Origin of the sequence: Vibrio sp. 10N.286.51.C3 (assembly GCF_003050065.1) — a bacterium.
Lineage (GTDB): Bacteria > Pseudomonadota > Gammaproteobacteria > Enterobacterales > Vibrionaceae > Vibrio > Vibrio crassostreae.
This window is the reverse complement of sequence record NZ_PIGC01000012.1, coordinates 1-23,207: the sequence shown is the minus strand read 5'-3', so window position 1 is coordinate 23,207 and position 23,207 is coordinate 1. Positions and strand designations below refer to the sequence as shown.

The 23,207-nt window shown below is 43.7% G+C and carries 22 protein-coding genes and 5 tRNA genes; 3 read left to right on the top strand and 24 right to left on the bottom strand.

What is annotated here, in order from left to right:
- The 5 genes from CWO27_RS14300 to CWO27_RS14280 form a co-directional block, all read right to left on the bottom strand.
- Positions 1-579 carry a DUF6162 family protein gene (locus CWO27_RS14300; RefSeq protein WP_107899110.1) on the bottom strand — a complete coding sequence of 193 codons (579 nt, stop codon included), beginning with the start codon at positions 577-579 and terminating at the stop codon, positions 1-3.
- Positions 576-911 carry a hypothetical protein gene (locus CWO27_RS14295; RefSeq protein WP_102433469.1) on the bottom strand — a complete coding sequence of 112 codons (336 nt, stop codon included), beginning with the start codon at positions 909-911 and terminating at the stop codon, positions 576-578. The genes CWO27_RS14300 and CWO27_RS14295 overlap by 4 nt, the downstream gene beginning before the upstream one ends.
- Positions 912-1,027: 116 nt before the next feature.
- Positions 1,028-1,864 carry a DUF4198 domain-containing protein gene (locus tag CWO27_RS14290; RefSeq protein WP_102433468.1) on the bottom strand — a complete coding sequence of 279 codons (837 nt, stop codon included), beginning with the start codon at positions 1,862-1,864 and terminating at the stop codon, positions 1,028-1,030.
- Positions 1,865-1,982: 118 nt separating this feature from the next.
- Positions 1,983-2,501, bottom strand: coding sequence for a DUF2271 domain-containing protein (locus tag CWO27_RS14285; RefSeq protein WP_102433467.1), 519 nt, complete (start codon positions 2,499-2,501; stop codon positions 1,983-1,985).
- Positions 2,502-2,572: 71 nt separating this feature from the next.
- The gene (locus CWO27_RS14280; protein ID WP_057622184.1) at positions 2,573-3,202 is read right to left on the bottom strand and encodes a PepSY-associated TM helix domain-containing protein; all 630 of its coding nucleotides are present in this window, start codon (positions 3,200-3,202) and stop codon (positions 2,573-2,575) included.
- 342 nt (positions 3,203-3,544) lie between these two features.
- Between CWO27_RS14280 and CWO27_RS14275 the strand changes: the two genes are divergently transcribed.
- Entirely contained in the window at positions 3,545-3,865 is a 321-nt protein-coding gene (locus tag CWO27_RS14275; RefSeq protein WP_057622183.1) for a hypothetical protein, read from the top strand.
- Positions 3,866-3,989: 124 nt separating this feature from the next.
- Here the strand turns inward: CWO27_RS14275 and CWO27_RS14270 are convergent, their stop codons facing one another.
- The 7 genes from CWO27_RS14270 to CWO27_RS14240 form a co-directional block, all read right to left on the bottom strand.
- A complete protein-coding gene (locus CWO27_RS14270) occupies positions 3,990-5,168 on the bottom strand; it encodes a tetratricopeptide repeat protein (protein WP_048662832.1) in 1,179 nt (392 codons plus the stop codon).
- Complete coding sequence (locus CWO27_RS14265) at positions 5,165-5,785, bottom strand: energy transducer TonB (protein WP_102479489.1); 621 nt, start codon at positions 5,783-5,785, stop codon at positions 5,165-5,167. Before CWO27_RS14265 ends, CWO27_RS14270 begins: the two co-directional genes overlap by 4 nt.
- 19 nt (positions 5,786-5,804) lie before the next feature.
- Positions 5,805-6,209, bottom strand: a complete 405-nt coding sequence (locus CWO27_RS14260; RefSeq protein WP_004731145.1) for an ExbD/TolR family protein — start codon at positions 6,207-6,209, stop codon at positions 5,805-5,807.
- The gene (locus CWO27_RS14255; protein WP_102433465.1) at positions 6,206-6,766 is read right to left on the bottom strand and encodes a MotA/TolQ/ExbB proton channel family protein; all 561 of its coding nucleotides are present in this window, start codon (positions 6,764-6,766) and stop codon (positions 6,206-6,208) included. The genes CWO27_RS14260 and CWO27_RS14255 overlap by 4 nt, the downstream gene beginning before the upstream one ends.
- Complete coding sequence (locus CWO27_RS14250) at positions 6,766-8,142, bottom strand: MotA/TolQ/ExbB proton channel family protein (RefSeq protein ID WP_107899109.1); 1,377 nt, start codon at positions 8,140-8,142, stop codon at positions 6,766-6,768. The genes CWO27_RS14255 and CWO27_RS14250 overlap by 1 nt, the downstream gene beginning before the upstream one ends.
- Positions 8,142-8,909 (bottom strand): DUF3450 domain-containing protein, encoded by a 768-nt coding sequence (locus CWO27_RS14245; protein ID WP_102433463.1) that lies wholly within the window; start codon positions 8,907-8,909, stop codon positions 8,142-8,144. Before CWO27_RS14245 ends, CWO27_RS14250 begins: the two co-directional genes overlap by 1 nt.
- A 179-nt stretch (positions 8,910-9,088) precedes the next feature.
- Complete coding sequence (locus CWO27_RS14240) at positions 9,089-11,206, bottom strand: TonB-dependent siderophore receptor (RefSeq protein WP_107899108.1); 2,118 nt, start codon at positions 11,204-11,206, stop codon at positions 9,089-9,091.
- A 569-nt stretch (positions 11,207-11,775) separates the two neighbouring features.
- On the opposite strand from CWO27_RS14240, the gene CWO27_RS14235 reads away from it, so the two are divergent.
- On the top strand, positions 11,776-13,080 hold the full coding sequence (locus CWO27_RS14235) for a dicarboxylate/amino acid:cation symporter (RefSeq protein WP_048660112.1): 1,305 nt from the start codon (positions 11,776-11,778) through the stop codon (positions 13,078-13,080).
- 185 nt (positions 13,081-13,265) lie between these two features.
- Here the strand turns inward: CWO27_RS14235 and CWO27_RS14230 are convergent, their stop codons facing one another.
- The 3 genes from CWO27_RS14230 to CWO27_RS14220 all read right to left on the bottom strand — a co-directional run bounded on the left by CWO27_RS14230 (position 13,266) and on the right by CWO27_RS14220 (position 15,867).
- Positions 13,266-14,651 (bottom strand): sensor histidine kinase, encoded by a 1,386-nt coding sequence (locus CWO27_RS14230; RefSeq protein WP_107899107.1) that lies wholly within the window; start codon positions 14,649-14,651, stop codon positions 13,266-13,268.
- Complete coding sequence (locus CWO27_RS14225) at positions 14,648-15,313, bottom strand: response regulator transcription factor (protein ID WP_048660110.1); 666 nt, start codon at positions 15,311-15,313, stop codon at positions 14,648-14,650. Before CWO27_RS14225 ends, CWO27_RS14230 begins: the two co-directional genes overlap by 4 nt.
- 80 nt (positions 15,314-15,393) lie before the next feature.
- A complete protein-coding gene (locus CWO27_RS14220; protein ID WP_004731130.1) occupies positions 15,394-15,867 on the bottom strand; it encodes a LabA-like NYN domain-containing protein in 474 nt (157 codons plus the stop codon).
- A gap of 249 nt (positions 15,868-16,116) precedes the next feature.
- Here CWO27_RS14220 and CWO27_RS14215 point away from each other — a divergent pair, with 249 nt between their 5' ends.
- Positions 16,117-16,668 (top strand): DUF4174 domain-containing protein, encoded by a 552-nt coding sequence (locus tag CWO27_RS14215; RefSeq protein ID WP_102480543.1) that lies wholly within the window; start codon positions 16,117-16,119, stop codon positions 16,666-16,668.
- 51 nt (positions 16,669-16,719) lie between these two features.
- On the opposite strand, the gene cobA is transcribed toward CWO27_RS14215, so the two are convergent.
- The 9 genes from cobA to CWO27_RS14170 form a co-directional block, all read right to left on the bottom strand.
- Positions 16,720-17,496, bottom strand: a complete 777-nt coding sequence (cobA, locus tag CWO27_RS14210; RefSeq protein ID WP_107899106.1) for a uroporphyrinogen-III C-methyltransferase — start codon at positions 17,494-17,496, stop codon at positions 16,720-16,722.
- A gap of 329 nt (positions 17,497-17,825) precedes the next feature.
- Complete coding sequence (locus CWO27_RS14205) at positions 17,826-18,641, bottom strand: formate/nitrite transporter family protein (RefSeq protein ID WP_017062558.1); 816 nt, start codon at positions 18,639-18,641, stop codon at positions 17,826-17,828.
- A gap of 122 nt (positions 18,642-18,763) precedes the next feature.
- Positions 18,764-19,087, bottom strand: a complete 324-nt coding sequence (gene nirD / locus CWO27_RS14200) for a nitrite reductase small subunit NirD (RefSeq protein ID WP_107899105.1) — start codon at positions 19,085-19,087, stop codon at positions 18,764-18,766.
- A 15-nt stretch (positions 19,088-19,102) separates the two neighbouring features.
- Positions 19,103-21,661 carry a nitrite reductase large subunit NirB gene (gene nirB / locus CWO27_RS14195; RefSeq protein ID WP_102433456.1) on the bottom strand — a complete coding sequence of 853 codons (2,559 nt, stop codon included), beginning with the start codon at positions 21,659-21,661 and terminating at the stop codon, positions 19,103-19,105.
- Between the two features lie 618 nt (positions 21,662-22,279).
- Positions 22,280-22,353 (bottom strand) — tRNA-Cys (locus CWO27_RS14190).
- 66 nt (positions 22,354-22,419) lie between these two features.
- Positions 22,420-22,506: transfer RNA gene (locus tag CWO27_RS14185), tRNA-Leu, on the bottom strand.
- 80 nt (positions 22,507-22,586) lie between these two features.
- Positions 22,587-22,662 (bottom strand) — tRNA-Gly (locus CWO27_RS14180).
- 45 nt (positions 22,663-22,707) lie between these two features.
- Positions 22,708-22,781 (bottom strand) — tRNA-Cys (locus CWO27_RS14175).
- A gap of 67 nt (positions 22,782-22,848) precedes the next feature.
- Positions 22,849-22,935: transfer RNA gene (locus CWO27_RS14170), tRNA-Leu, on the bottom strand.
- Positions 22,936-23,207: the final 272 nt, after the last annotated feature.

Below are 23,207 nucleotides of genomic sequence, written 5' to 3'. Positions count from 1 at the left end.
TTAGTGAGCATCGCTTTCATGATGCTGTTCAATTTCTGATTCGTTCACGACCATTTTCCAACCCGTAGACTCAAGCGTGTGTTGGTCAAAAGTAGTTGGCTGTATAGCTACACCACCAAAGAAAATCCAGATTTCAGGAGAGACACTGTTGGCGTTCAAAATAAAGGAGTCAGCGAAGCCATGATCACTTTGTGCAGCATATTCACTTGGCGTAGAAAAGTAATAACCACGCTCGTCCAATAACCAAGTATGAGAACCTTTGCGCTTCCAACTCTGGTCTTCAACAAATGGCGCGACCCATTCATCTTTAAGTGACGTAACACTTGGCCATTCACCGTCTGAGTCCATACGCAGGTCACGAATCTCTTCATGCGCTAAACGCAGCTCTGATAACATCGCCAAGTTTTCTTGCTCGACATCGGTCACTAAGATTTGATGATCAAGTACCGCTTTGATATGCGATTCTGCTTGATGAAATGGGATAGCAACCGTGGAAAAGCTCAGGATGAACACAATGATCAGCCCTACCCATTTGCCTTCTCTGCCGCCCGTGTCAGCACGTACACCTTGAATCATCATTTCTCGCTGATCTCAACAACGTCCACTTCAACAGGAAACTCGTGGCCTGAATCAAACACAAGGTAAAACTCAGTCTCAGGGTTTGGAAACTCAACGATAGAGCGTTTATCCGTCATCTCTTTTGCAATCAAGTTGTCTTCGTAGTCGTACATCTCAACCGCGTAATCAATAGCTTTACTGCCGTCTGAATAGCCCGCTTCGCAAGCCACAGTTTTGCCTTCAAACCAGCAGCTCATCAATGGAAAGTGTGCTTGTGCAGGTAATGCAGCGAAACCAAGTCCCAGAGCCAAGCAAGGAGTCATTAATGCGTTAAGTTTTGTTTTTATTGTCATGGTTCGTACCCTAGCCACAGTGCAAATTCTCAGTAGTAAACTGAGCGATAAAGGGCTCAAATGAGCCCTTAAGTTTTTTGGTTGCTTAATCAGGGATCGAGCCCCGACATCACAGATTATTGAAGCAGAGCTTCGAACGTTAGGTGAACGTTCGCACTTGCTTTGTCTGCCAGTGGGTTGTCAATCAACTCACCTTTGTAGTTCGCTTTCATTACGTAACGACCCGCGACGTCTGGAGTGAACGTGATTTCACCGTTCTCATCACTCACCACATCAATCTGCTCTTGGTGGTTGCGGTAAAGCGTACCTTCACGAGTAATCTCCGCTTTCACGTCTTTCTGGATTTCACCGTTGTAGAAGAACTGGAATGTTACAGGTTCGCCTTCAACGATGTCTGAAGGGTGAGTCACTGGCTTCATTTCAAGAAGCTTGCCTTCAATTTTGAACACTGAATCCGTTGGCTTACCTACCGTGATGTAGCTTTCTGCGCGAGTGAAACTGATTTGTGTTACCACGTCACGTGATTTTTCAGGAAGAACAGAGTCACGCTCAGCTTTGTTTGCTTTAATCCACTTCACCGTGTCACGGCGACCCGCTTTGTATTGCGTGTAGTAAGACGGCTGGTTGTTGATCGCCACTTTGTGTGTACCTTCTTCTTCAAAATAGAAATCAAAGATTGAACGACGCTTGCCACGAATCACAAAGTTAGGACGCTCGCTGCGACCATCAGGCATGATGACATGCGCATTTTCGCTGCCAGCAGGCTTATCAAAAACAAACGTACCGTGAGACGCAGTAACGTCGAACGTTAGCCAATCACCACCTTCTTTAGATACCGTGAAGTGAGATGGCAAAATCCAACGTGGGTGAGCTTGTGCCGTTGTCGTTGCTGCTAGGCCGAATACCATCACACCCGCTAGAGCAAGTGCTTTGATTTTTGTCTGTTTCATCATGTTCAATTCCATTATTTATAATTGTTAGCCGTGTCGCTCTATCTGAGCCTACGATGACCACTGTCTATTCTGTTCAGCTTGGTTTTAGTTCGTACTTACTAGTTGCTGTTCGCACTTACTATTTAGCGATGTAGTTCAGGGCGATTACACCCGTCTCTTGCGTTGCTTTTAATTCGTAAGACGCGTTTGAATCTGTGAGTGATACTTTTTGGCGAAGGTAGTTACGGCCACCGTGTTCACGAACCACTTCAATATGAACCGTGTACTCGCCTTGTTCTAACGTTTCACCGCTGTCGCTCTTGCCATCCCAAACGAAACGGTACTGACCAGCAGGACGGGTTGCAGACGTTACAGCATCAACCAGTTCACGATCGTAACGGCCAACCTTTCTCCACCAGCTACGCAGATCCTTAAGCCATTCGTCTTTACCGACCCAAAGCTCGATGGTTTTCACGGACTTTCGTTCGCTGTTCTCTACCCATACCGCCACATAAGGACGCGCATACATAGAGGTATCGATTTTTGGAAGCTCAAAGCTGACATCAAGTTTTGCCGTATCAGGGATCACTTGTGCCATACCTAGGCTTGGCAAAAGAGATAAAGCAAGAAGCGCCTTGCTCCTGTTCATTTTTTTCATGTTTAACAACCTTTTAAATCCGTTTAACCTTAAGTTCGTTTTTCAATCCGATTCATCAATCGAATCAAGCGTTAAGGCACGGCGACAAAATAGATAACAAGTGAGATTGCAGACCCAAACACCGTCCATTTGATGGAAGTATTAAGCGTCTTTTTCTTAGGTAACAGTAAGCACACGCCAGTCAGCACAAAGAAGATCATCAGTAGCGCAGTGATATCGATAAACCATTTCCATACTTCACCGCTGTTACGACCTTTATGTAGATCGTTCAACAATGCGATAACGCCGTAATTCGTGGTTTCGACTTCTACAAATTCAGACGTAACGTCAACAAACACGGAAGCGTTGTAGCCTGGTCCTTTGAAGTCCATAGACACTTCACCGATGAGCAACTCACCGCCTTCAATCTCTGCGTAGATGTCCAAACCTGAAGGAACACCAGACAGATTGGCTTCTTCAAACAGAAACGTTTCAAAGGCTGTCTCGTCGGCTTTTAATCGCCCGTCTTGGATCGTGAACAAACTCGTAGGAAGCTCTAAAGTAGAGCGTTGAATATTGGGTTGGCTTGATTCAAATAACTCAGGTCTGTTCAAGGTGATACCTGTCACTGAGAAGAAAAGAACAACGAACAGAAGTGCCATTGAAATATAAACATGAAGTCGACGAGCCCATGATTGAACCGCCCTACTTTTTAACGACATACAAACCAATACCTATAAATTTTATGGCGACAATTTAGTTGATAATCATTCGTATTGGCATTCAATTTACATTGTTTACGTTTGCCGAGTGGCGTAAGGAAATTTACATAACATTACATGGGAAATAATCGAACTATATACATATTCTTGCTAACGTGTACTTAAGGGATTTGATTCGTTCTGTTAGAGGTTGTCCATAACAGGATCAAAGCTAAAAAACCTCAATCTCAACATGCTTGATTGAGGTTGGTTTAAGATAACAGTTGTGGCTTTAAGGATAGAAAGTTGGGACTATTTGATCACTGGTTTGATGATAGCTAATTAAGCTTAAAAGGATTTGAAATGCGTATTATTGTTTTGGCTTTTGCTGCGCTAGTAACGGCGTGTACCAGCCAAATAGCCAGCACGGAAGAACATATTCAACAATACATCGGTTCAGACATAACCGATGTACAAGAACGTTATCTCACCGAACGGTCACGCCCTATCAGTTTTTGGGCATCTCGAAACTATGCTTGGATTGAAACCAAGAAGCCGTTAGACAATGGTTATACAGTGCATGCCTTTAAAAACCCTTATCGTGACTGCACCATTAATTGGGTTGTCGACACTAGCGGTGTGATTCAAAGTGCAACGCCTAGTGGGACAATGTGCGATCCTTAGTCAAACCAAACTGTAAAACTAGGTAAGCTCTAACTGAAAAATCAAAAAGGGTGTCACTTGAACCATCAAATGACACCCTTTTCTATTTGTTACTTTCTCTTGTCTTCTGTTGTGTTAACAGCAATTAGACATTGCCGTTATCACTCACTGTTCTTAACTGAGTCAGATATTTAATCCAACCTTTTGCTTCAGAAGAAGGTTCAATGTTGTTCGCACGTTTCGCTTGAGCGAGAGCATTATCAAGATTCTTTAGCTTGTACCATGAACGTACTTTCGCTAAAGCGACATCGGCTTGCTTGTTCTTGTCTTTCACTTTATCTAAAACAACCAGAGCTCGGTCGTAGTAACCTTGCTGAACCAATAGCTGAGCCACATTCCAATGATACTGAGTGTCTTTTTTAGACGCTAACGTCCACACTTCAATCGCATTGTCCCATTCTTTCGCTAGCTGCCAGTAGGTTGCTTGTTCAGCCAGAAGTTGAACATCGTTGTTCGCATCATCTAACTTAGCGATCTCTTGTGCTGCTCTCTCTGGAATGCCTCGTTTAGCATAAAGCTGAGCCAGTAATCTACGGTCTGAGTTTTTCAACTCAACACCTTGTAGATCAGCCAACGCTAGCGTGTTCAATGCATCACGATTACGTTCTAATCTTAGCTGAATACCAACAAGTTGACGCCACCAGTTATCTTTCTCTGGTTGAAGTTCAATGAGGCTTTCCAGTGTCGGAATAGACTGTTTCCACTGCTTTAACTGTAGCTGAGCACCCAATTTTAGCGATAAAGGTGATAGCTCTTGTTTTGAATTGAACTTGTCGCGATTACCAATAGCCACCAGTACTTTTGACCAGTTTTCAATTTGATATTCAGCTTGTGCAATTCGCATCCAAAGTGTGTCTTTCTTTTCCTTTTCTGGCGCAGTTTTTACTAACTCGTAATAGTGCGGAAGCGCTTTTTTAAACTGCTGATCGTTTAGTAATAGATCAGCAAGCATGCGTTTCGTTACCCAAGCCTGTTCATCCACCAGTAAATTACTGTCGACCGCATAAGTAAGCTGCTTAATTGCCGTGTCGGTTTTACCATCTTGCCAGTAAAACACACCAAGCATGCGAGCTACGTACGCTTTGTCGTAGCCTTTCGAAAGCTCCAATCCTGCAAGTACGTCAATCGCCTGTTTAACCTGTTCATCTTGAGCAAGCTTATGCGCCTTTTGAACACGAATAGCAGTATATTGGGTCAGCTCTTGCGCCTGTGTTGTAAGGGGCATTAACAACAAGCCCACTAATATCCATATCTGTTTCATCATTTTGCCAACTTAAACTCTAGTTTCACGGTTTGACCAACCTGAGCTATCGCTTTTCCATCGACAACTTTTGGTTGATATTTCCATTTTTTAAGTGCTCTCATCGCTTCACGTTCAAACATACGACGTGGGTTTGCGTCAGTGACTTGAATGTCCATTGGGCGTCCCGTTTCGTCGATGGTAAAAGACATAATGACATGGCCTTCAGCGCCGCGCTTCAGCGCTTTCGGCGGATAACGAGGTTCTACTCGATACAGAGGCATTGCCTGTTGGTTTGACCCAAAATCAGAAAATGTCGGTGCGTTAATCGCTAAGCCATCAACCGATGTATTCAAATCCAATGAAGGCAGTGAAGACATCGAATTCAGAGGCGTGACTTCAGCTTGTGACTGAGACGTTTGCGCTTCTGGTGGTGGCTCTGGCATTTCTGGTTTCTCAGGGACGGCACGTTGTCTTCTTTGAACTTCTTGTTCTTGTTCAACCATCACCATGTTGAAACTCAACGTCTCGCTATCATCTGGTGAACGTTGATGGCCATTATCGACCATCCAAGCCATGAAAGAAAATAGAGCCAGGCCCAATGCACCCGCCAGCGGTAAAGCAAGAAATAGGCGAATCATTTATGAAGATCCTCCAAGATCATCGCTTTTCAGCAGCAAGCGCAATGTTTTTAACACCCGCACCTTTAGCCGCGTCCATCACTTTAACAACCGTACCGTTGTAAGCGTGTTCATCCGCTTGAATAACCAAAGAAGCATCAGGTTGTTCTAGCAACAAGTGTTCTAACGTTGCTTGGACACGTTCAACATCTACGACACGTTTGTCGATAAAGATGTCGTTAGCAGAAGTAATCGCAACAAAGATGCCCGCATCCTTTTGGCTTACTACGTTAGAAGCTTGTGGGCGATTGACTTCAACCCCTGATTCACGAACAAATGAACTGGTCACAATAAAGAAAATAAGCATGATAAATACAATATCAAGCATCGAAGTAAGGTCTATTTGAGCCTCTTCGTTTTTTGAATGACGTCGACCGAGTCTCATCGTTGACTCCTTAAAGATTTTTCTAATTTCAATTCTAAGCGGTTACACACTTTCGCTAAACGAGCATGAACAAACATGCCCGCTAATGCAGCAACCATACCCGCCATGGTTGGCAGTGTTGCCAACGAGATACCTGAAGCCATCAATTTAGGGTCACTGCTTCCTTGAGTCGCCATCACATCAAAAACAGAGATCATACCGGTGACGGTACCTAACAAACCCAACATCGGACAAATAGCGACTAACAGCTTAATAAAGTTCAAGTTTTGGTAAAGTAAGATACTCGCTTGCCCTAACCAACCTTCGCGAATGGCTTTGGCATGCCAAGAAGAGTGATCTTCTCTTTCATGCCACTTAGTAATCCAAGCTTGGCGCTGCTTTGGAAAGTAGAACGCAAGATAAAGCACACGTTCTACCACAAGCACCCAATACACTAGGACGACAGCCGCTAGCCACCACAGAACGAAACCGCCCTGCTCCATAAAGCTTGATAAAGACAGCAGCCAGTCACTCGTTAACCAACTCGCTGGTAATAGAGAACCCGACAAAATATCCATTACGCAGCAGTCCCAACTGGTGAAACGACAGCTTTTGACTCAACCGTTTTTTCTGCCTGCTCGGCTACAAGACCAATACCTTGTTTCTCAAGAATATTGCGAATGTTTTCAGCCTGAGTGCTAAGAATGTTGTGTGCCAGTAGAAGAGGCATTGCTGCAACAAGACCAAGTACCGTCGTTACAAGCGCCATCGAAATACCGCCCGCCATTACTTTAGGGTCGCCATTACCAAACTGTGTGATCACTTGGAATGTTTCGATCATGCCGGTTACAGTACCTAGAAGACCTAACATTGGAGCAAGTGCCGCCAATAGCTTAAGCATAGATAGGCCTTTCTCTAGGTGAGTCTGCTCATCCACTACCGCTTCTAAAAGTCGCAGCTCTAACGCTTCAACCGTTTGGTTTTGTTCTTTGTTGTACACTGCAAGAACACGGCCTAGTGGGTTATCACCTGCTTGTTCAGGGTTCTTAAGTTGTGCGCGAATTTTCTGACGAGCGATAGCTAATGAAACACCACGAACCAATGCGATGATTAGGCCGATTGCAAGTAAGCCAAGAATCACTTTACCAACAACACCACCCGCTTCAAGGCGATCAGTTAAGCTTGGCGTTAGCGCTAGTTGCTCTAGCATGAACCCACGAGAAGGATCGACAACCACGTTAGACACGTCGCCATTTGCTAATGTAGAAAGCGATGCCAATGTTGGACCATTCGATGGCTGTTTCAGATACGCAATCGCATCTTCACGCTGAGTGTTCCAGCTAACATAACCTTGATCCGTCACAAGACCAATCGAACCTAAACGATACGCATCAACAGTTTGTGTATTACCTTCACCATTAATGAATGCAATTTGAGACTTGCTAAGCTCAGAGCTCGCTTGAATCTGCTCAACCATGCTCATCCACAAACCAGAAAGTTGTGGCATTGATGGCAGGGATTTAGCATCGATAATTTGGTCAACGGTCGCTGTGTGCTCAGCGCGATCAACGCTGTTTACTGTTGAGCTAAGCTCTGCGCCTAGTTCTTTTGCGTTTTGACGAACGACACCGAACAACTCGCCTAAGCTACCGGTTTCTAAACGCAGCTTCTCTTCTAAGCGAGCAAGCTTGTTTTCGTTATCACTGAATGTTTGAGTCAGAACATCTGTCGCGCCTTGAATCGAGGTACGTTTCGCTTCAAGCTGTGCTTTAATCGCTTTCAGCTCTTGTTCAGTCTTTTTAAAATCGGCTTCACGAACCACATTGTGAGAAGCTTGAGTACGATTTTCTGACTTCGCTTTGTTAACCAACTGAGCCGTTGAATCAGAAGCAGAGAAAGCAGAAAAGGAAATAGACGTGATGCAAAGCAATACTGCTAATGCCTTTAAGTTCATTACTTAACCTCCGCAACAGTTAGAGAAACAGGTAAAGTAATTAGGCTTGGTGCAGCTTGTTGGCTAGCAATGTCGTAAGCTTTATCTAACTCAGATTTCATCGAAGAATCTAGCTCTTGCCATTGGTTTTGTATTTGATTCCAAGACCAGTATTGGCTGCCGTTTAGATTACGAGCAACTAATGAGATACGACCTAAATGCAATACATCAGCCTCAATCGTTCTGTCGCTGTTCAATGCTACTCGACCTTGATAAGCACCTAGCTTGATTCCGTAGTCCATCTCGATTTGGTAAGCTTCTAGGATACGACGATACTTTTCTGCATCACTCACGTCAGCACGAGTCATCATTGCTTGCAGCTTTTCAACTCTTTCTAAACGCTGTTCTTTCTTGATTGGCACATCGTTATCAACTAACTGTTGAAGACCATCAATCATCTGATACATCAGAGGCACAACACCTTGACGTGTGTATTTGATTTCGTCGATCTGCCCTTCAAGGCTCTGAGCTTCTCGATTCTGGCTTTCAACCAATGCAGCAAGGTGATCGTGATAGATTTCTAGGTTTTTAACTTCTTCTTGCAGACGCTCAATCTCAGCTTGCAGCATTAAAGTCGCTTGTGAGCTTTTATCAATAATCTTTTGGCTCGAAGCCGACGCGTTATTGGTCTTGTTTTGAATTGATTGAGCTTGATCCAAGCTGTTTGCCATCGAAGACGTTGCAACCAAACTGATGGCAAGCGCTAGGCTAGTTTTTAAAAGATTCATAATTGTAGTCATTTACTATAAGAAGAAGGTCAAATGAATTTTATTGATAAGCAGTCTCATTATCATTAAAAGTCACTCGCATTACTAGGGATATTTTTATTAAATAGCGGAATCACGAAAGGGGAAAGTCGAAACCTTCCCCTTAATATTTAAGCTATTAATAGTACCCTACTAACAAATTAGTATTTTACCTGTAAAGTCGCCATGTAGTTACGGCCTTCGCCGACAACAACGTTGCTCGTGCTGCCGCCTTCAAGGTAGTCAGTATCAAACAAGTTTTCTACGTTGAAGCGTGCAACGAAATCTAGGTTTTCATCATACTTCATTGTATGTGACACACCCATGTCTACACGAGTGTAAGCATCTTTTTTGAATGTGTTAGCGCTTTCTGTGTAACGCTCACCTACATGATAAATACCCAGGTTTACATCAGTACCGTTGTTGAATGCATAAGTAGACCAAATGCTAGCCGTAAACTCAGGAACGTCAGCTGGAGTTTTGCCTTCAAGTGCAGGGTCATTTTGGTATTCAGCATCCAAGAACATAGTTGATGCACTCAAAGAGAATGCTTCAGTCATGTAGCCGGTAGCCGACAGTTCTACACCAGTATGAACTTGCTCACCAACTTGGCTTGTGCGTGTCTCTTTGCCGTTATTGCTTGCTGGATCTAGGTCTTCAGTCACTTGCATGTTCGATTGAGTGATCTGGAACAATGCTCCTGATACAAACAGACGCTCATCAAACAGTTCCCATTTAGAACCTAGCTCGTAAAGTGTGCCCTTCTTAGCGTCTTGAGACTGACCAAAGTTCACGTCATCTTTATCTGTGATTTCGCCAACAGGTTCGAAACTTTCAGAGTAAACCGCGTAAATAGAACCATTAGACGCTGGTGAATAAATCACACCAAGCTTAGGAAGAATGTTGTTGTAGCTCTCTTCTTGATTAGAGCTGCTCGTCGTTTTGTCGTAAGCGAAACGCACGCCACCAAGTACTTGCCACTGTTCAGTCAGCGTTACTAAGTCTTGAACATAAAGACCGTAGTGTTGGCTTTCAGAGTGAGACACTTCATTGTCGTTCTTGTAGTTAACGTTAGAAGGCATATCAAAACCGTTACCACATGCAGCAGCTGCTTCTGCTTCTGTTGCGTTAACACATGTGTAGCCAGAATCGTATAAACGCTCGTAATCGTAATGAAGACCATTCACACCAACAAGTAGGCGGTGGTTTACACCTAGTGCATCGAAATCACCAGTAAAATCTACATAAGCCGTATCAAACGTCCATTCATCGTGACGGTCTGATACCTTGTAGCCGTAACCGCCGCTCTTATCGCTATATACCGTGTTGTTTGATTCTGTACGTTGACGTTCATAGAACTGACGGCTGATGCCTGTCTTCACAGACCAAGCGTCGTTCAAGTTAGCGGTTACAGATGCACCGTAGTTTGCAACGTCGTTGTCCGTTTGAGCAAAGCGTTGGTCATTAACCGTGTTAGGGTCGATAACTTTACCAGTAGAAGTATCGATTTTAGAACCGTTGTCTAAATCGCCCTCTTCAATAGTGCGGTCGTAATGAACAGACAACATGATGTCTTCGTTGATATCGTAATCAACAAATAGACCACCAACAAAACGGTCAGTCTCTACATCTGTGCCATCAAAACGTGTGCGGTAAGAGTCTTGGTTTTCTTGTGAAACAATCAAACGAGCACGTAAAGTTTGGTCATCATTTAATGAACCGCTAACATCAGCGGTAGTACGCGTGTAGCTATCAGAACCGATATCTTGGCTTACGTTAACTTGAGTTTCATATGTTGGCTTCTTAGAAACCATGTTCACAAGACCGCCAGGAGCAGACTTACCGTAAAGTAGACCAGCTGGGCCTTTCAATACTTCAACTCGCTCCAGAAGCTCTACCGGTTGGCGGTAATGAGACCAGTGTTGAACGCCATCACGCAGGTAACCAGAGCTACTCTCCAAATTAAAACCACGAAGCGTGAAACGCTCACGGTTAGTTGATTTAGAACCCGCACCAACAGATGCGTCGTTCTTAAGAACTTCACCTAACGTGCTAGCACGCTGTTCATCGATGATTTGCTCATCGATTACTGAAACTTGTCCCGGAGTCTCTAATTGAGTTGCCTCCATACGCATCGCTGTTGTGTTCGTGTCGGCTTTGTAACCGTAGTCGCGACCTTCAACAACCATATGCTCGTCTGTTTTTACTGTTTCTGCCAATACTGCTGGTGAAGCTAATACTGCGCCGATCACTAAAGCCAATGGGCTCTTTGAAAACATGTCCTTTACTCCGCTTTTATTCTTTTAGACGAGCACTTTGTTAGTCATTCGATGTGCTCGCTGAACCGTTTCCGGTACCACTGAATCATTTCGGGAGAGAATATAAGTGATAATTATTACCATTTGCATTAAATTTACATTCTTTGCATTCTTTGCATTCGTAAAGTTTTGTAAAGGCGTGGCGGAAAGGCGTTTTTATAAAGTTAAACAAACCCATTTCAATACAGATATTTAGAGAACATTTACGCTTAAAAGTGGTTGTCGCCATCCAGTTTTTTTGAAACTGCGTTATTGGCCAGGTCAATTTGAGGTGTGACGATCAATAAGAAAATCATCTCTTCTTATTTACTACCTTTGAAACGACAAGTTTATGTATAAAACCCTCGATAAATGTAAAATTATAGTGAATTATATTGTTGAATTTTGTTTAATTTACACAATTATCAGTGATTCTGATCACATCTATAATTCCAAACTCATTTTTTGTTTTTCGATTTGAACAACCGACTGCTAATCTCCTGCTCACTTTGAAAAGGTATCAAAGTTATAAATAATAAGGAGTGTTCTAAATGAATACCAAGAAACCTATGTCTCTGACTGGTCGAGTAATCCTCGGTATGGTCGTAGGTATATTAACGGGATTTGCCATTCAATCCCTTTTTGCAGACAGCGGATTTGTTAACAACTACATCGTTAACGGACTCTTTGAAGTAGGCGGACAAATCTTTGTCGCCAGTTTAAAAATGCTTGTTGTGCCACTAGTCTTCGTTTCACTAGTATGCGGTACAAGTTCTCTTAAAGACTTATCAACTCTTGGCCGTATGGGGGGCAAAACGCTTGCACTTTATATCGGTACTACAGCCGTTGCTATCACTCTAGCACTTACTATCGGTAACCTGTTCCAACCTGGAGCTGGTGCGGATCTTACTGCTGCGAGCTCTTTCAAATCAGCGGATGCTCCTTCTTTAGGCCAAGTAATCATCGACATGTTCCCAACCAACCCTATTCAGGCGATGGCTGAGGGCAAAACGTTACAAGTTATCGTATTTGCAGTGTTGTTTGGTATCGCAATCAGTGCAGCAGGAAAACCAGGTGAACGTATCGCTGCCGTTTTCTCTGATTTAAACGAAGTGATCATGAAGCTAGTTGCGCTACTAATGAACCTTGCTCCTTACGGCGTGTTCTTCTTGATGGCGAAACTGTTCTCTGGCCTTGGCTTGGGCGCGATTTGGAACCTAGCAGAATACTTCTTAGTACTTGCGGGTACCCTGCTGTTGCACGGTCTGGTGACTTACAGCGCAATGCTTAAAGGATTCACTGGCCTTAGCCCGATTACGTTCCTACGTAAGATGGAAGATGCAATCATGTTTGCATTCTCAACAGCATCTTCAAACGCAACAATTCCAGTAACAATGGAAACAGCTAAGAACCGCATGGGCGTAGACAACAAAGTCGCTTCTTTCACAGTTCCACTAGGTGCAACTGTGAACATGGACGGCACTGCAATCATGCAAGGTGTTGCGACTGCGTTTATCGCGCAAGCGTACAACATCGACCTATCTATGGGTGATTACCTAATGGTTATCCTAACGGCGACACTGGCGTCTGTTGGTACTGCAGGTGTTCCTGGTGTTGGTCTTGTTATGCTAGCGATGGTATTGAACCAAGTTGGTCTACCGCTTGAAGGTATCGCTCTAATCATGGGTGTTGACCGCCTTCTTGATATGATTCGTACCGCTGTAAACATCACAGGTGATAGTGCCGTATCTATCATCGTTGCTAAGTCTGAAGGCGCTCTAGACGAGTCTCGCTTCAACGACCCAGCAGCAGGTGAGAAAGAAGAAGAAGTTAAGCTAGCTCGCCAACAGGCATAGTCTCGCTTATCTGATGCTCTTGTCTTCAAGCTCAGGCGTAATTAATGGCTACGCCTAGCTCATTCAAAGCACATAAAGAAAAGCGCCACTGCAGATGCAGTGGCGCTTTTTTATTGGGTATCGCTTAAGTCTGTACAATTGAGTTGGGACAATTATCTATTTAGCCTTCTTCTCAATAGAGAAAGCTAATCACCGATTGGGAACATAAGGTTCACTCTAAGCCCCCCACCGTCTCTATTCTCAGCAGTAACGTGCCCATTCATCACACCCATCGCTTCTTTAACAATCGCAAGACCTAACCCGTAGCCACCAGACTGTTTATCGCGCGCTGATTCAATTCGTGTAAACGGGTCGAATATACCCGCAATCTTGTTATCAGCAATACCCTCACCATCATCTTCTACAGATATGACACTGTAACGTTTATCTATGACCTGTTCGTATGTCGTCACGATAACATGAGCGTTCTCACCCGCGTATTTAATTGCATTGCCGACCAAGTTACCGATCACTCGAAGAAGTAGTCTCTCATCAACACTCACCATTGATGTCGGTGTCTCTAAGTCACCAATCAAAGTTTGATTCGGCTTTAAATCGTTTTGCATCTGCGCGATCAACATCGAGCAATAGTGCTCTAGGTGCATTAAGCTTAATTTAGAGTCATAGCGAGAGGTTTCTAAGCGGCTAAATTCAAGTATCTCACCCACCAGCTTGTTCATCTCTTCTGTTTCGCTTTCCATTCGTTCTAGCAAACCAATGCTTTTATCATCAACCTTGCTTCGTAGCAGGTGTAGTGCGAGGTTTTGCCTTGCTAATGGCGTTCTTAACTCGTGTGACACATCACGAATCAAACGACGTTGTTTTTCAGCTAGAGATTTAATCTCAAAGGTCATATGATCAAAATCGTGTGCAAGCTCGTTGAATTCTCGCGTGGTGGAATTTAACTCCGATACCACACTGACAGTGAAATCGCCTTGAGCAAGTCTGCGACTCGCTTCTCTCAATCTATCCAACGGTTGCTGCAGGCTTTTCGCCATGATAATCGAGAACAGAGACAATACAACCAAGGCAATCAAAGCTTTAAGCATATAGGAGTATGGAGCAAAGGATTTTGCGGGGTGAAACTGGTGAGGAAGTTGAATAACAAGCGTACTGCCATTATCCAGTGGCAAGCCAAAAATTGGCTTGCTCACACGGTCACTCAGTTGATGGTCTAAGGTACGCAGAAACTTCAATTTAAATTCGAAGTGCGGATGCATGTGTCGATGTGTAATTGGGCGGTTATTCTCGTCAATAACGAACAAATAATAACGTTGAGCATTACCCCAGTCAGCTAGCTCGTCCATGTCCCCTTCTTCGATCAAAACATTCGCTTGATGAGCAAGATCCAACATTTCTGCTTTAACGGACTCAGGGACCTTTAGCAGAGCCTTCATCAACGCTCTTTCAGCGACACCTTGCAGGATCAAAATGCTCACTAGAATCACTGTCAGGTAACTAAACAATTGAAAGGTTAATCCATCTTTTCGCTTAGCGATGAAATCCGGGCAACGTATTAGATGGGCACTCATGCGCCGACCGACTCTAGGTAACTGTAGCCTTTACCACGAACGGTTTTAATGTGCTGTTTCGACAGGCCCGCCTGCACCAATTTTCGACGTATATTACTGATATGCATATCTAAATTACGATCGAAAGGACACAGCTCTTTCTTAAGTACATGAACTTGAAGGTCAGACTTGGAAACCACGATACCGTCATTTTTAACAAGATAATCAAGCAAGTCTTTTTCAGTACCGGTTAATGGCAAACGAGAGAGTTGTTCGCACAAACCGTGATTAGAGGAAGCTAAAGATTGTCTCTGACGCTCAAAACCCACTCGGCGCAAGATCACCTTAATTCGGGTTAAGAGTTCAGGAACATTGAAAGGTTTAGCGATGTACTGATCGGCTCCAGCTTGATAACCATCGAGCATTGAGGCATCGTCGTTAAGCGCGGTTAGCATAAGAATGGGAGTAGCAAAACGCTGACAAATACGCCTTGCCACTTGAATACCACTTAGGTTTGGAAGCATTACATCGAGTAAAACTAAATCGACAGGGTTCGATTGAATAAACTCAAGCGCGGACTCACCGCAATGAACGGTATCAACGTGATACCCCTCATTTTCTAACACTTCACCCAGCAACTCACACAACTGAATATCATCATCAACAACTAAAACGCGAGACATTACACACACCGATAAATAAGAACTGTTTGCATTCTAATTATCGTTATTATTGATTTCAATTATAAAGTGCCTGATTTCCTCTATAGAAGAAAATCTTTTTCGATCGGTACAAATTTTGACGCAGAATCGATAAGATTTTGAGCGGTTAACCCCGGTACACCATACACTTCAACAGGTTTGCCAAAACGCTCTTTGATTCGCTCTACAAGGATTTCGAAATCGCCATCGCCAGAGACTAAAACAATCGTATCGACTGTCTCAGCAAGCTCTATCGCGTCTAGTGCTATACCTACATCCCAGTCACCTTTTGCACTACCATCTCGACGCTGAATAAACGGTTTCAGCTTCACATTAAAGCCAACACCACGCAGGATGTGATGAAATTGGCGCTGCTTAGGGTCTTGGCTTGAGATTGCGTAAGCATTAGCTGCAACAACGTTACGCCCTTCCGTGGCAACATACCAAAACTGGTTATAGTCGAAGTTAGAACGGTATTTGTCGCGCGTCGTGTAGTAAACGTTCTGAACGTCGACCAAAATTGCTATGTTTTCCATAAATTCATACCTTTAGATTTTCCGTATACCCTATTCTATTCACTTATAAAATGCGAGTCGCTTTACTCAATAAAAATGAACTTGTTTCCTTCCGTTAACGTAAATCTCCGTATGTTTAGCGTAATCCTAACTATGCTTAATGCAGGTTGATTTGTGTTGTACGTTTATCGAATGGTTCTGAACTTAACTTTCTTCCCTACGTAACTTTCAAATCATTCTCAGACTTTGAGTTTTCAAGGGAGGTTGGCCATGCTACACCGACAAATACACAAATCGTGCGTAAGCATCGACACAGCCAAAGCAGCGAAATCAATGAATTATTCGGCAAGTTTTCGCGTCTGGTTTAGCTTGATTAAACTACTGACTATCAGCACAGTATTGGTCATGAGCTCAACCATTCACTCGGTACTTGCCTACCCCGCCTATTCACATTCAAAACCGTTACCGCACCGTAGCGTGATCTACTTTGCACCAAAGGAAGATTCCGTCGTCAAAGAATTTCTCAATGAAGTGTTGATCAACAACTGTCAATTGGATGAAAGAGACGTAGTTATCATTGTCATTGCGGAGAGCGGCTACACAGTCCCTACTTGGCTTGAAGAAGAATTTAACCTAGAAGCCGTAACCGATAGCTATGGAATACCAAAAGGTTCACATACTGCTATTTTGATAGGTAAAGACGGAAAAGAGAAACACAGGTGGAGCGGTAAGACAGACTGGCAGAAAATCACCAATATCATCGATGAAATGCCAATGCGCCAACAAGAAATGCAGCGACAAAGCAGCCGCTGCAGTATTTGATACTTGATGAGTTCAGCAATTGTTTAAAAAGACAACTAGAAGGCCAAATAATTAAGCTTGCTTGTTAAACCAATCTAGCTTTTCATGTAGCTGAGCTACACTGCCAACGACAATAAGTGCAGGGCTCTTTGCTGTAGCAGCAAGGCTTGCCAAATCACTCAGCCCACCGCGGTAAACCTTTTGCTCTTGGCGAGTACCGTTTTCAATGATCGCTACAGGCATATCAGCTCGCATACCGTTGTCCAGTAAGTTTTTCTGAATGTTTGGGCTCTCTTTTAACCCCATGTAAAACACAATTGTATGGTTGTGCTGAGCAAGAGATTGCCAGTCAATATCTTCGCCGTCTTTCTTAAGGTGACCGGTAATAAACTGAACGCTTTGCGCATGGTCACGGTGCGTCAACGGAATACCCGCATAAGCCGTTGCGCCTGCAGCAGCTGTGATGCCCGGAATCACTTCAAATCTAACGTCATTTTCAGCCAGTGTTTCACACTCTTCCCCGCCACGACCAAAGATAAATGAGTCTCCACCTTTAAGGCGTACTACATGCTTATTCTCTTGTGCTTTAGTGACCAATAGTTGGTTGATCTGATCTTGAGGTACGCAGTGATGATCGAGCTTTTTACCCACATACAGCATTTCCGCTTTTGGGTTAGCCATCGCCAAGATATCCTTTGATACCAAGCGGTCATAAACCAAAACGTCTGCTTGTTGAATCACTCGTGCCGCTTTTAACGTAAGTAAGTCTGGGTCGCCCGGACCGGCACCTACTAATGAAACAAATCCTGTGTTTCCTGTTTTAACATTCGATGGCGATACTTCTGACATGCTTTGCTCCGAAAGTTAGCTTGTTATATTTCAAGCTTAATTCTGTATGACGATTCATCGTTGTATGAATCACCAATATCCCTACTTCTTAGACTATCAGTTGTTGCCATAAAACTTCACGATTAATTCTAATCAAGATAGAAGTTTATATAACAAAACAATCTATTACGTTGGAAAACCCTGACATTTGCACCATCATCAAGCACACATTGCTCGCCTTAGGTGCACCGTTATCAAAAGTAGAGAGTGTTAAGATCAAAAAAGCCCCAAATCAACAGCTTGGGGCTTAACACACATTATTAGTTGCTCATTAACCTAGAGCTATCTAATTACTTAGCGCCTAGAGAAGGTGCTGTTTTAGCATGAGTTAGGTATAGAGGAACACACGTCATTAGTAGACCACCAACGATGTTACCTAGGATTGTTGGGATAAGGTTGAAGTTCAACCATGTCGCGATACCGAAATCAGCGCCAAGAATCATACCTAGTGGGAATAGGAACATGTTTACTACTGTGTGCTCGAACACTAGTGCGAAGAAGATGAAGATTGGGAACCACATCATTGCTACACGGCCAGACACTGTACGAGCAGTCATGTTACCAATCACACCTAGACATACCATTAGGTTACAGAAGATACCGCGTACGAAACACGTGATCCATCCGTCCATGCCCATGTTTTCAAAGCCTAAGCTACGACCTGTAGAAACAGCAATGAACTTTTGAGCAACAGCGTTTGGCTCTAGAGAGAAGTTACCTGTTAAAGAAACAGCCACTAGGAAAGCAACAATCAAAGAACCGATAAGGTTACCAAGACCAACAATACCCCAACAACGTAGGATACGGCCCCAAGTGATGCCTGGACGGTTGTCGAATTTAGCCAAAGGCGCAAGGCCGAAAACGCCAGTTACTAGGTCATAACCCATAACACTTAGAATCACGAAGCCAACTGGGAACACTAGTGCGCCAACAAGACCAATGCCTGTTTGTACCATTGCTGTAATTGCTACAACAACCGCTAGAGAAAGGATGATACCAGCCATAGTGCTTCGAATCAGAAGATCGCGAGTACTTGTTTTAGTTTTCGCTTCACCCACATCGATCATCGTTTGAACGAATTCAGCTGGTTTGTAATCAGGAGACATAATGTTGTCCTTAAAAAGTAAAATTAAAAGTTAAAATTGGATAGGAAAAGGCTCTAGTTACCGAGTTAAGGCAATATCGAGAACTAGAACCCTTGAACTATCAAATCTTACTCATCCAAAGATTAAGCAGAGATTTCTACAGCACCCTTGGTAACACGAGCTTTGTACGCTTTCACGTTGAAGTTCTCGTCTTCCATGCACACACCTGTTGCTAGGTTAAAGCGTTGCTTTTTAAGTGGGCTTGCCACCCAAAGCTCTTCTTTGTGCTCAACAATCAGACCACGTGATAACACGTTAGATTGGAAGTATGGGTCTGTGTTGCTAATCGCGAATACTTCTTCAGCCTTAGTTGGGCGGAAGACAGCTATTTGCTCACCACCAACCAATGCACAAACACCTGTACCTGGGATAATGTCTTCGATCTTACAAACTTTGGTAAATGCCATGATGTCGTCTCCCAATTAAACCAGTTCAACGTGAAGGATATCGCCCTTCGCTTCAGGGTGTTTCTCAGTGAATGTCGCTGGACGGTGTTGTTCACGGCCATCATCAACAAACACAACGTTTTCATCACGGTCATCAGCATTGATGAAGTGTGCAAAGCGCTTAAGTTGAGCTTCGTCGTTGATTGTGTCTGTCCACTCACAAGCAAAGTTATCCACTAGGCCAGCAATGTCAGTTTCAAGTTGGTCATTGATGCCAAGCTTGTTGTCTACAATCACTTCACGTAGGTAATCAACACCACCTTCTAGGTTGTCCATCCATACAGAAGTACGTTGCAGTGGAGCAGCCGTGCGGATGTAGAACATCATGAAACGGTCGATGTACTTGATTAGAGTTTCTTGGTCTAAGTCGCTTGCAAGTAGGTCTGCGTGACGAGGTTTCATACCACCGTTACCACACACGTACATGTTCCAACCCGCGTCAGTTGCGATAATACCTAAGTCTTTACCTTGAGCTTCAGCACACTCACGAGTACAACCAGACACACCAAACTTCATCTTATGAGGAGTACGGATGCCTTTGTAACGGTTCTCGATCATCACGCCTAGGCCAACTGAATCTTGAACGCCGTAACGACACCAAGTAGAACCAACACATGTCTTCGCCATACGAAGCGCTTTTGCGTAAGCTTGACCAGTTTCGTAGCCTGCTGCGATTAACTTCTTCCAGATTGCTGGTAAGTCATCTTTTTGAGCACCGAATAGACCGATACGTTGTGCACCCGTGATCTTGGTGTACAGGTTGTATTCAGCCGCAACATCAGCAAGAACACTTAGTGCTTGAGGTGTTACTTCACCACCCGCCATACGAGGGATTACAGAGTAAGTACCGTCTTTTTGCATGTTACCTAGGAAGTTATCGTTGGTATCGTGCAGTTTCACTAGCTCAGGCTTAAGGATGTGTTCACCCCAGCAAGAAGCAAGGATAGAACCCGCTAGAGGCTTACATACTTCACAGCCGTAGCCTTTACCGTATTTCTCTAGTAGTTCGTCGAATGTTTTGATCTCTTCGATACGAATCAAGTGGAAAAGCTCTTGGCGAGAGTAAGCAAAGTGCTCACATACGTCGTTCTTCACTTCTACACCAGCTTTAGCAAGTTCAGCGTTCAGTACTGAAGCCACAAGTGGAATACAACCACCACAGCCCGTACCTGCGCCTGTTACTGCTTTGATATCACCAATGGTGTGGTGACCTTCAGCAACAGCTTGTGCAATCTTGCCTTTAGTTACATCGAAACAAGAACAGATAACTGCAGATTCAGGAAGAGAGTCCGCGCCAAGTGTTGGCTTTTCAGCACCAGCATGAGCAGGAAGAATCAATGCATCTGGGTGCTCTGGTAGGTCGATTTCATTCAGCATTAGCTGAAGAAGATCGCCGTAGTCAGACGTATCACCAACCATTACCGCACCAAGAAGCTTCTTGTTGTCTTCAGATACGATTAGGCGTTTGTAAACTTCTGACTCTTCGTTTTGGTAAACGTAGCTCTTACAACCAGGAGTACGGCCGTTTGCATCACCGATAGAACCTACTTTCACGCCGAGAAGCTTAAGCTTCGCAGACATGTCCGCACCTTCAAATGTGCTTTCGTTACCAACAACGTGATCAACCGCTACCGTCGCCATCTTATAACCAGGAGCAACAAGGCCGTAGAACGTTTGGTTCCAAGACGCACACTCACCGATAGCGTAGATATCTTTGTCTGTCGTTTGACAGTGATCGTTAATCTCGATACCGCCACGAGGTGCAATACCTAAACCCATTTGACGAGCAAGTTTGTCTTGTGGGCGAATACCAGCAGAGAATACGATGAAATCAGTTTCTAGCTCTGTACCGTCTGCAAAACGCATTACGTTACGAGCTTCAGTGCCTTCAGGAGCAATCTCAAGCGTGTTCTTGCTTGTATGTACGTTAACGCCCATACGTTCGATTTTTTGACGAAGTTGGTTACCACCCGCTTGGTCAAGCTGCTCGGCCATTAGCTTAGGAGCAAACTCAACAACGTGTGTGGTTACGCCAAGTGCTTTAAGTGCACCTGCAGCTTCAAGACCAAGTAGACCGCCACCCACAACAACACCAGACTTAGAGTTCTTAGCGGTTGCTTCGATAGCTTTCAGATCTTCGATAGTGCGATAAACGAAACAGTCTTTACCTTCGTTGCCTTTGATTGGCGGTACGAATGGGAAAGAACCGGTAGCAAGAACAAGTTTGTCGTATTGAATTTCTCGACCAGTGCTTGAGTAAACTGTTTTCTTTTCACGGTTAACGTTTATCGCACGTTCACCGATCAGCATATTGATGCCGTGTTTCTCGTAGAAACCTTCTTTAACTAAAGAAAGTTCGTCTGCAGTGTGGTGTGAAAAATAAGAAGAAAGGTGTACACGGTCATAGGCTACACGTGGTTCTTCACAGAACACCGTGATGTCCATGTTTGCAACATCTGTCTTCTCGACTAAATCTTCGATATAGCGATGGCCGACCATCCCGTTACCGATTACGACTAGCTTCATCTTGCTCATAAGAATTCCTGAAGGTTATATATTTCTTAACTGAGCGAATAATGAATTATGAAAGAAAATGAAAATATGATGTAAATCAATTACGAAAACGAACTACCCAAAAGGGGTAGAACAAAAGAGGTAGATCTGCTGATTTATCATACGAAGCAAACGAATAACCGTAGCTTTAATAAGGTTTAGCGGGGTTTTATATACACTTTTGTGCATTAGATAAGATGTTGTAAAGTTTCACAATAGGTTAGCAGCAACGTAAGTAAATAACAATCATTTTCATTTGTAGTCATAATAAGTGTAATAACTAATGAAAGCGTTACAGGATCATGAGCAACTATGTCTAAATATGAAGAACTCAATGACGCAAAAGACAATCGCCTTTTCCATTCCCCACTAATTTCACTCAAAAACCACCAAAATTGGTTAACAGATGCTGTTGATTGTTTAGCAAATGACCGGTTTACACAAGGAACAGACAGGCAAAGAAAGTGATCAGATAAGAGCTTGTTCCTAGAGGTGTTATTGACTAGATAACATACGTGGAAGTTTGAACATAGCATGAGGGTTTAGAATTTCAGATAGCAAAAAGGCCAGCATTTCTGCTGGCCCTTCAACTTTTAATAGTGGAGGCGCCTCCCGGAGTCGAACCGAGGTCCACGGATTTGCAATCCGCTGCATAGCCACTCTGCCAAGGCGCCTTCAGTAGTGTTTTAAGAGAACAACTCTTTTGATTGTCACCTAGTAAAAGGTAACAATCAAATAGATGGTGCCCCGGGCCGGACTTGAACCGGCACAACGCGAACGTCGAGGGATTTTAAATCCCTTGTGTCTACCAATTCCACCACCAGGGCACGCAATTCTTTATTGCGATGCCGATTACTGAAAAGTAAAACACCATCTTAATGTCAAAATACATCAACATTACAAAATTTGGAGCGATACATCGGGTTCGAACCGATGACCTCAACCTTGGCAAGGTTGCGCTCTACCAACTGAGCTAGTATCGCATTTCATTCTTAATATCTCTTAACTTATCAAACTAAGAGAAAGAATGGAGGCGCCTCCCGGAGTCGAACCGAGGTCCACGGATTTGCAATCCGCTGCATAGCCACTCTGCCAAGGCGCCTTTAATAGTGATTTAAGAGAACAACTCTTTGTTCATCACTCTACTCAAAAAGTAGAAGCAAGATAGATGGTGCCCCGGGCCGGACTTGAACCGGCACAGCGCGAACGCCGAGGGATTTTAAATCCCTTGTGTCTACCAATTCCACCACCAGGGCAACGCAATCTTGCGATGCTGATTACTGAAAAGTAAAACACCATCTCTCAGCGACCTAAGCCGTGAGAACGAGGTGTACTTTAACGGATGGAAAAAATTCGTCAACAATAAATTTTATCTTTTAATTCAAATGATTAATTATCACTCTCCAAAGAATAAATTTAGTGCAGCTTGTACGGTTCTTATACGCTGTTCTCTAATCTAACACTGCAATTTACTATCTAGGGTTAACTTTAGCGACAGCGGCAAATTTTGGTTTTTCTGTAACGAATC